Here is a 744-nt window from a genome sequence, read left to right as displayed (position 1 = left end):
TTGCCCGGGTGGATTGGGTTATGAGCCCGTCGCCCGGTGATGCCCTTTTCTGTTGTGCCCTGAAAAAGGCTGGCGGTTACCGGACAAACGGGAAAACACCGGGCCGCCAGAACAGGGAGTTACTTGTTATTGCTTTGGCCTGCTTTTAACCACATCAGGCGCGGTGGTATCCTTCTAAGTCGCTACAACCATGAAGGAAATTTTTTATGAGCAATGTTACTTATCTCAATCATGCCAGGCTCGATGCCATTGAGTTGGCTATTTCAAGGCTGGCTATTGCTATTACAGAGACTGAAGGACCACATACTAAAGAGCTTGAAAGTTCTATCGCCCATTTCCGCGCGCTATTTGAAAAGCCTGATATCACTGAAAAAGAGCGCGAAACCTACCTCAGAACGATAAGGTTGTTGGATCCATTAAATAGCGACCCTACCGAGCCGTTCTGAATCGAGGCGTGCCGCTCTTTCCCTTCGCTCTAAAATCGCCTCAACAATTTCGACTCCATTGAGGCGCTTCTTTCCATTAATGTCCTGCTGGACCTCTTTTAATGCTTTTTGCGCAAGCTGAATGCGCGATTCAGTCCCGGAATTTGGCTCGAGCTGTTGAACTCGCTTAGCATCCTCCAGCAGTAGAGCAATGATGTGCTTCAGTTCGTTTGCGTCCACCGTGAACTCCTTTGCAATTTTTATGTGTTAGCGAATCATCCGGTTATTCATATGCCACCGGCGGCTACTTCGTGGGCGT

Annotated in this window: 1 protein-coding gene and 1 pseudogene; one reads left to right on the top strand and one right to left on the bottom strand. The window is 48.7% G+C overall.

The genetic code is table 11. The features are described from left to right. Positions 1-206 precede the first annotated feature (206 nt). Positions 207-446, top strand: coding sequence for a hypothetical protein (locus B9P82_RS28090; protein WP_101701461.1), 240 nt, complete (start codon positions 207-209; stop codon positions 444-446). A gap of 96 nt (positions 447-542) precedes the next feature. Here B9P82_RS28090 and B9P82_RS29615 read toward each other — a convergent pair. Then, positions 543-665: pseudogene (locus tag B9P82_RS29615) on the bottom strand (hypothetical protein); the annotation flags it as partial. Between the last annotated feature and the right edge of the window lie 79 nt (positions 666-744).

Source organism: Citrobacter sp. L55, assembly GCF_002850715.1.
GTDB lineage: Bacteria > Pseudomonadota > Gammaproteobacteria > Enterobacterales > Enterobacteriaceae > Citrobacter > Citrobacter braakii.
The sequence above is the reverse complement of the archived record's forward strand: the minus strand, read 5'-3'. Positions and strand labels throughout refer to the sequence as shown.

Coding starts and splice junctions, on each gene's coding strand:
- B9P82_RS28090 (WP_101701461.1), top strand. CDS start 207: ATGAGCAATGTTACTTATCTCAATCATGCCAGGCTCGATGCCATTGAG.